1 protein-coding gene is annotated in these 493 nt (G+C 70.0%); it reads right to left on the bottom strand.

Annotation, left to right across the window (positions count from 1 at the left end):
* Positions 1-466: TasA family protein (locus AB4030_RS22440; protein ID WP_442281411.1), on the bottom strand; the 466-nt coding region annotated here is incomplete at its 3' end.
* Positions 467-493: the final 27 nt, after the last annotated feature.

Below are 493 nucleotides of genomic sequence, written 5' to 3'. Positions count from 1 at the left end.
CCTTCTGCGAGGACAGCACGGTCTTGGTGGTGCCCGAGCAGGTGTAGGTGTAGGCCGGTGCGGTGCCTGCCTCGGTCCAGGCGCTGGAGCAGGAGTCGATGCTCAGCTGCAGGCCGTTCGTGGCGTCGGTGTCGAGCTTGCTCGAGGTCGTCGGCGCCGAGGTGGTCAGGCTCAGCGAGGCCAGGCTCTGGTTGCCGGTGTTGCTCAAGGTGACGGCGCGCTGGATCGTGTCACCGGGGACGAGGCCGGTCGCGGCGACCGAGAACCGGTTGGTCGTCCCGTCCGGGCCGAGCGCGACCTTGACGGTGCCGGCGGTGACCGAGGCGCTGGCCGAGGTAGTCGACGTGAACGAGCCGTAGGTGCCCAGGCCGGCGACACCGGCCGCGGCGGCCACGAGCGCCACCGAGGCCAGGACCTTGCCCGAGGTGTTCTTCTTGCCGTGCTTCTTCGAGGTGGCGACGCCCATGGTGACTGCTCCTGGTGTGAGTCCGGC

It is taken from the genome of Terrabacter sp. 2YAF2, from assembly GCF_052114705.1.
In the GTDB taxonomy this organism is placed as follows: domain Bacteria; phylum Actinomycetota; class Actinomycetes; order Actinomycetales; family Dermatophilaceae; genus Terrabacter.
This window is presented reverse-complemented; position numbering and strand designations above follow the sequence as displayed.